The organism is Streptomyces sp. LS1784, assembly GCF_020103755.1.
In the GTDB taxonomy this organism is placed as follows: domain Bacteria; phylum Actinomycetota; class Actinomycetes; order Streptomycetales; family Streptomycetaceae; genus Kitasatospora.
Window position 1 is genome coordinate 1 of sequence record NZ_JAHSQD010000463.1, and the last position, 6653, is coordinate 6653.

The 6653-nt window shown below is 72.7% G+C and carries 7 protein-coding genes; 4 read left to right on the plus strand and 3 right to left on the minus strand.

From position 1 onward, the window contains the following. Nucleotides 1–94: 94 nt before the first annotated feature. Nucleotides 95–1048 carry a DUF389 domain-containing protein gene (locus KS423_RS34660; RefSeq protein ID WP_224283726.1) on the plus strand — a complete coding sequence of 318 codons (954 nt, stop codon included), beginning with the start codon at nucleotides 95–97 and terminating at the stop codon, nucleotides 1046–1048. 34 nt (nucleotides 1049–1082) lie between these two features. Here the strand turns inward: KS423_RS34660 and KS423_RS34665 are convergent, their stop codons facing one another. The 3 genes from KS423_RS34665 to KS423_RS34675 form a co-directional block, all read right to left on the minus strand. Further along, nucleotides 1083–2291, minus strand: coding sequence for an MBL fold metallo-hydrolase (locus KS423_RS34665; RefSeq protein WP_224283732.1), 1209 nt, complete (start codon nucleotides 2289–2291; stop codon nucleotides 1083–1085). A gap of 352 nt (nucleotides 2292–2643) precedes the next feature. Then, entirely contained in the window at nucleotides 2644–3096 is a 453-nt protein-coding gene (locus KS423_RS34670) for a MaoC family dehydratase (protein WP_224283727.1), read from the minus strand. A 75-nt stretch (nucleotides 3097–3171) separates the two neighbouring features. After that, on the minus strand, nucleotides 3172–3687 hold the full coding sequence (locus tag KS423_RS34675) for a pyridoxamine 5'-phosphate oxidase family protein (RefSeq protein WP_224283728.1): 516 nt from the start codon (nucleotides 3685–3687) through the stop codon (nucleotides 3172–3174). 141 nt (nucleotides 3688–3828) lie between these two features. Here KS423_RS34675 and KS423_RS34680 point away from each other — a divergent pair, with 141 nt between their 5' ends. The 3 genes from KS423_RS34680 (at nucleotide 3829) to KS423_RS34690 (ending at nucleotide 6397) form a co-directional block, all read left to right on the plus strand. Then, nucleotides 3829–4695 (plus strand): hypothetical protein, encoded by an 867-nt coding sequence (locus KS423_RS34680; RefSeq protein WP_224283729.1) that lies wholly within the window; start codon nucleotides 3829–3831, stop codon nucleotides 4693–4695. Nucleotides 4696–4832: 137 nt separating this feature from the next. Continuing rightward, a complete protein-coding gene (locus KS423_RS34685; protein WP_224283730.1) occupies nucleotides 4833–5456 on the plus strand; it encodes a hypothetical protein in 624 nt (207 codons plus the stop codon). Continuing rightward, nucleotides 5450–6397, plus strand: coding sequence for a hypothetical protein (locus KS423_RS34690; protein ID WP_224283731.1), 948 nt, complete (start codon nucleotides 5450–5452; stop codon nucleotides 6395–6397). The genes KS423_RS34685 and KS423_RS34690 overlap by 7 nt, the downstream gene beginning before the upstream one ends. Nucleotides 6398–6653: the final 256 nt, after the last annotated feature.

A 6653-nucleotide genomic window follows, 5' to 3' on the forward strand; every position in this document is an offset into this window, starting at 1 on the left:
GGGGCGGGGGGCGGGGCCGGCTCGGCGCGGGCCTAGGGCGGGCGCGGGCCTAGGGTGGGCGGGACTCCCGTCCGCCCTACCCGCCGGAGCGCCCGTGCTGCACCTTCGTCTGATCGTCCCGCCCGACCTCCGGAACGCCGTGCTGGACTGCCTGGACGAGGTCGTGGGCGTGACGCACGTCATCCTGCTTCCGGACGCGGCCGTCCGGCCCACCGGGGACGTGGTGCTCTGCGACGTGGCCCGCGAGGCGGCGGACGAGGTCCTGGGCGCGTTGCGCGGGACGGGGCTGGCCGAGCGCGGCGCGATCGACGTCTCGCCGGTCGAGCTGACCCTCTCGGCGGCGGCCGACGAGGCCGAGCGGCTGGCCCCCGGGGAGGGGGCCGACGCGCTGGTGTGGGAGTCGGTCTCCGAGATCACCCACGAGGAATCGACCCTCACCTGGGTGTTCCTGGCCTTCCTCACCGTCGCCACCATGCTCGCGGCCTGTGGCGCGGTGCTGGACAGCGCGATTCTGGTGGTCGGCGCGATGGCCGTCGGGCCGGAGTTCGGGCCGCTGGCCGGGCTCTGCGTGGCGGTCGTCCAGCGACGGCTGCGCCCGGCACTGCGCTCGCTGAACGCGCTGGCGACGGGCTTCGTGGTGGCGATGGCGCTGACCGTCTGCTTCGCGGTGCTGATGGACGGTCTCGGGTTGTTCACCGAGGCGAAGTTCGACGCGGTGCGGCCGAACACCTCCTTCATCTGGCAGCCCGACGCGACCTCCTTCGTGGTCGCCTTCCTGGCGGGCATCGCGGGGCTGCTCTCGCTCACCTCCTCGAAGGCCGGAACCCTGGTCGGGGTGGCGATCTCGGTGACCACCGTCCCTGCCGCGGCCAACGCGGCCGTCGCCCTCGGCTACGGTGACGTCAAGCAGTTCTGGGGCTCCAGCGTCCAGCTGCTGCTGAACCTGCTGGGGATCGTGCTGGCCGGGGTGCTGACCCTGCTCGTCCAGCAGGGGGCGTGGGCGTGGATCCGGCGTCGGCGGGCGGTGCCAGCGGAGGCGAACAAGTGACGGCTTTCGGCTGACAACTTTCAGGCGACAACATTCAGCGAACAGATTTTGAAATCTGTTCGCTGAATGTTGTCGCCTGTCCGCGAACCTCGGCCGCTCCCGGAGCCGCCGCCGTCTCCTCCGCCCGCTCGCCGACCAGCGGCGAAATGTCGCGCGGGGTCCTGGCGACGGCGCGCCACCACAGGCGCACGGCGGGCGGGGCGGCGGGCTCGAAGGGCTTGCCGGGGCGGGGCACGGCGAGCCGGGCGCCGAGCGTCTGGGCGGCGGTGACCACCCGATCGGCGGGCTCCTCCCACGGGTGCAGCGCGAGGTTGAACGTGCACCAGTGGATCGGCAGCATCAGCTCGCCCCCCAGGTCCAGGTGCGCCCGCACGCCCTCCTCGGGGGTCATGTGCACCTCGGGCCAGAACTCGCTGTACGCGCCGACCTGCATCATCGTCGCGTTGAACGGGCCTAACCGGCGGCCGATCTCGGCGAAGCCGGGGAAGTAGCCGGTGTCCCCGCTGTGGAAGATCCGGTGCCCGCCGCCGGCCACCACCCAGGACGCCCACAGGAACAGTGCACTGGTGCGCGGACCGCGGCTGCAGTAGTGGCGGGCCGGTGTGGCGGTCAGGGTCAGCCCGGCGACCTCGGCCGACTCCCACCAGTCCAGTTCGACGATCCGCTCGGCCGGTACGCCCCAGTGCTCCAGGTGCGCCCCGACTCCGAGCGGGACGGCGAACACCGCGTCCGTCCCGGTCAGCGTCCGGACGGTGCCCATGTCGAGGTGGTCGTAGTGGTCGTGGGAGATCACGACCACGTCCACCGGAGCGAGTTCGGACAGCGGCAGCGGCACCGGGTGCAGTCGCTTGGGCCCGGTCCAGGAGAAGGGGGAGCAGCGTTCGCCCCAGACCGGGTCGATCAGCACCCGCCGTCCGTCGATCTCGGCCAGCACGGTGGCGTGCCCCAGCCAGGTCAGCCGCAGCCCGGACTCCGGCGGCGCGGCCAGGTCGACCGGGAGCAGTCGGTGCACCGGCACGGCGGCGGTCGGTGTCCGGCGGGTCTTGTCGCCGGTCAGCTGGGCGCGGGTGATCTCCAGCGGGCTGCGCTCGTACACCAGACGGCGGGTCGGTACCGGGTTGCGGAAGGCGCCGTCGGCGAACTGCGGGGAGCGGCGGATGCGGGCCAGCCGCTCGCCCCGGGGCTCGGCGCCGAAGGCGTCGGTCCGGACCCGGTGCCACGCGGCCCGGGGCAGTCCGGCCAGCCCCGGGACGGCGCGCTCGGCGGCAGGGCCGGCGGACGGCGGGACCAACTGCGAGGACAGACCGGCGAGGCGGGAGAACCACGGGGCGGGGCGGGGCACGGCTCCTCCAGGGACGGTCACGGCTACCGGGCGTGCCGGGGCGCGAAGCGCAGCAGTGGTTAGGGGTGCTGCGATACGACAACCATCTCGTCGGAGGTTACTCGCCGTGGGCCGTCCGGACCTGGTGGAGAGCCCGGCGCGGTCCAATCGGCGTACCCGGGAGGGCGGCGCCGGCCGCTGCCCGGGGCCCGCTCGGCCCGGGCTCGAACGCCTGCCCGCCCCGGGCTCGAACGCCCGGCCGGCCCGCTCTCCGTCAGGCGTAGAAGCGGGTGATCGTCTCCGCGACGCAGTGCGGCTTGGTGCTCTGCTCGCTGGTCACGGTGAACCGCACCACCGCCTGGACCCCGCCCGGCACCTCGGTGGCCGAGAGCAGCTCGGCGGTGGCCCGGATCGCCGTGCCCACCGGCACCGGCGCCGGGAAACGCACCTTGTCGGAGCCGTAGTTCAGCGCCATCCGCACGCCCTCGACGGCGTAGCACTCCTTCGCCAGCACCGGGATCATCGACTGGGTCAGGTAGCCGTGCGCGATGGTCGAGCCGAACTGGCTCTCCTTGGCCCGCTCCGGGTCCACGTGGATCCACTGGTGGTCACCGGTCGCCTCGGCGAACAGGTCGATCTGCCGCTGCTCGATGGTGTGCCACTGGCTGGTGCCCAGCTCGGTGCCGACGGCGGCGGTCAGCTCGGCGAGGGAGGCGAAGGTCGTCACGGTGCGCTCCTGGTGGGGGACGGGCCCGGGGAGGGATCAGGACGCCGGAAGCGTATGCCTACCCCCCGGTATCTGTCAGGAGCCGAACGGAAAACCGGTGTTCACGGGCCCGGTGCTCACTGGCCCGGTGCTCACGGGCTCGGCGCTCATCGGCTGTCGCGACTGGCGGCCCGGGGCGCCCGGCCAGGTCGGGAACAGCCGGCGGCCGCTGACCAGTTCCGGGACCAGTGCGACGAACAGCGGTTCCGGATCGGCCACCCAGGGCCGCAGGCCGGAGCGCAGCACCCGTCGGACCTGCTCGGGGTCGCTCACCACGTCGGCCCGTCCGTGGACCAGTACGCTCCACCCGGTGCGGGTGACCGGGTCCAGCAGATCTGCCTGGAAGGCCACCACCGTGCCGTCAAGCCCGCGCGCTGTGGCACTTCCCCGGCGCACGGCGAGCACCAGCCGCCCGTCCAGGACCTCGAAGGAGACCGGCAGGACGGCCGGCAGCGCGTGCTCGGTGTACACCACGCGCCCGACGGGCACGGTGCTGAGCAGCCGCAGGCACTCGGCCTCGCTCAGGGTCTCCACATGGTCCTCACGCTCCATGCATCCGATCGTCCACGGTCGGTGCGCGCGTCGATAGGGCCCATGGTCCCTGAGCGGACGGGACGGGAGCCCCGTCGGCGGCCGTCCGGGGCGGTAGCCTGCCCGGCGGTGGAGGAACGGTGGAGGAGGGGGGGCGGCCGGATGGCGGGCGGGGTCGATCTGGTGGTGATCGGGGCGGACGGCGGGCCCGACCGGGCCTTCGGGGGTGCGGCGCTCGCGCCGGACGGCGCCCGGCTGCTCGCCGACGTGCTGCCCGGGATGTTCTTCGACACCGGTGCGGCCGGCTGCCGGCTCACCACGGTGCCGCCGGATGCGGACGCCAATGCGATGCTCACCGCCGTCCGGGACGCCGCCCAGCACCCGGGCCGCTGGCTGCTGGTCTGCCTGGTCGGCCAGTTGGTGGCGGACCTGCGGGGGCGACGGCTCGCCCTGGTCACCGCCGGCAGCACCGCCGACAACGCCTACCGCCGGGGCCTGGCCTGGGACTGGGTGGTCAGTGCGATGGTGCACGGGGACCAGGAGGAGGCGCTGCTGCTGGTCGACGCGGTGGTCGACCGGGACACCTGGGCGGCGCTGGAGCGCGGCGAGGACGGCGCGGGCGAACTGCTGAGCTATTCGAGGGTCCCGCTGTGGGGCCGGATCGGCCGCTACGCCCCGGGTAGCCGCTACACACCGGGCAGACGCGGCCGGGACGCCGTCCGGCCGGGCGGGGAGGGCTCGTTCAGCCGGGCCCTGACCACCGTCCTGCGCCAGGGCGTCCCGGGTGCCCCCGCGGCCGTCGCCCCGCTCGATCTCCAGCCGGCCGTGGCCGCGCTGACGGACGGTGGAGAACCGGTCGGTAGTTCGGGTGCGCCTGGCGCGCGCCTGCTCGTTCCGCCGTACGCCGGGCGTCTCCTGATGCGCAATCGGGCCGCGGTTCGGGGCGCATTGGCCGGATTGTCGCTTTCCGAAGAACTGTTGGCCGTTCTGTGGCGGGAAAGTGCCCCGACGGAACCGCCTTCCGCGTAAGGTCAGGGGGCCTGAGGTGTTGCCGTGATGGGGTGGGTTGGCGAAGAATCGATCCACAGCGGAAACACCGGCGGGACGGCGGAATTCTCCTGGCGGCCGTGGATCACGGATCGGGTCGGTCGCAACGAGGTGGGGCCATGCGGCAGCGCGGAAATGTGTTGCGCCCTGGGGCGGTTGGGGTCGGTGGGGCGGTTCTGGTGTTGCTGCTCGGTGCTTGTGCGAGCGGAGGTGCGGGCGGTTCCGTCGATCGCATCGGGTCGGCTGCGCCCACCGTCGCGGGAGTGAACCCGCTAACTCCTTCGAGTGGTTCGGTAAACGGCTCGATCGCGCCGACCAGCGGTCCGGAAGGGGCCATGGGGCGACTGGCCCTGAAGGCGTATCAGGACTGGTGGCAGGCTCAGGCCGAGGTCTTCGGGCGGTCGGATTCGGACGGTTACGGACTGGAGCAGTACTCCTCCGGGCGTGCACTGTCCGACAGCCTGGTCAGCCTCCGGCAACTGCGCGACGCGAAAGTGGTGATGGCCGGAACGCCGCGCAATTCCGCGGTGGTCAAGGCCATTGATCTGAAAGCCGATCCGCAAACCGCCGTGATCGAGGACTGCGTCGACCTGTCGGGCTGGCACCGCGTCGATGCCGTCACCGGGGCCGCCAGGGATCCCGGATCACGCCTGTACCGGTACGTCGGAACCGCGTCCCTGCGCTGGTTCCAAGCGCATTGGTTGATCTACGACTTCAAGCGGGAGGTGGACCGGACATGCTGAACGCGCGGAAACCGGCCCGGCGAATCGCAGTCGCCGCGTCGATGTCGGCCGGGTTGCTGCTGTCCTCGGCGGTGAGCGCGACCGCGGACGAACCGCCCAGCGGCGGGGCCGAGCAGTGCACCACGAACGTGATCTGCGTGGACGCCCATTCCGGCGGAAAGACCCCCGGGCCCGGCGGTTCCAATCCCGGCGGTGGCGGCGGCTCCGACACCGGGCCGCAGTTGTGCAGCTACCACGACGTCGCATGGGCCTGCCACGACCCCCAGCTGGGCTGGTTCAGCAGCGACAAGGGCTGCTACTTCCGGCCGCTGGACGCCCCGCCGCCCGCGGGCGACCCGCAGTGGGACGGCCACGACCCGAAGGACGGCGCGCTCTACACGAAGGTCTGCCCGCAGACCGACGGGGGCATGGGCGGCGCCGAGATCGTCTTCGAACCCACCGCGCCGGACGGGCAGAACGTCAACGCGGAGGCCACGGCCATCCAGGCCGCCTACGACCGGGTCCGCTTCAGGCCACCGGTGGGCCGGGCCGCGCCCCAGAACACGGCGGTGGTCAACGCCCCGGTCTGGCTCTGGGCGGACGACGCCGCACTGCCCGCGCCGGGCAGCGCGGCAGTCGCGGGCATCTCGGTCACCGTCACACCCCGGCTGGTGAAGGCGGACTGGAGCTTCGGCGACCACCTCCAGACCTCCTGCACCACACCCGGCACGCCGTACGACCCCAAGTACGGCGACGCGAAGTCACCGGACTGCGGCTACGAGTTCAGGACCAGCTCGGCCGGCGAGAAGAACGGCGTCTTCAGCGCCACGGTGACGATGCGCTGGGAGGCCACCGTCGTGGTCACCGGCGGGTCGAACCCGCGGAAGTTCACGATCCCGGGCATCAACCAGAGCAGCAAGCCCTTCGACCTCAAGGTCGCCGAGATGCAGGTGCTCAACTGATCGGGCTCACCTGATCGAGCTCGACCGATCCCGCCCGCGCGGCGATTCGCACACTGACCAGCCAGACGAGCCAGAGACGAACGAGGGAAGGGCGGAACCCGGTGGACAACCGTACGTTCGCGACGCCGGGATCCGGCACCTCCGCGGGCACCGCGGCGTCCGCGACGCTCCCGGAGCAGCCGGAGCAGGGCGGCCCGGGCAAGGGCCATGGGCGGGCGGTGCCGCACGCGCCCGGGCGGACCATGCGGGCGCGGCG

What these genes read in the sequence shown, in the direction of transcription:
- KS423_RS34675 (WP_224283728.1), bottom strand. Translation starts at nt 3,687, where the DNA reads ATGGAGCGTGAGGACCATGTGGAGACCCTGAGCGAGGCCGAGTGCCTG.
- KS423_RS34690 (WP_224283731.1), top strand. Translation starts at nt 5,450, where the DNA reads ATGCTGAACGCGCGGAAACCGGCCCGGCGAATCGCAGTCGCCGCGTCG.
- KS423_RS34685 (WP_224283730.1), top strand. Translation starts at nt 4,833, where the DNA reads ATGCGGCAGCGCGGAAATGTGTTGCGCCCTGGGGCGGTTGGGGTCGGT.
- KS423_RS34680 (WP_224283729.1), top strand. Translation starts at nt 3,829, where the DNA reads ATGGCGGGCGGGGTCGATCTGGTGGTGATCGGGGCGGACGGCGGGCCC.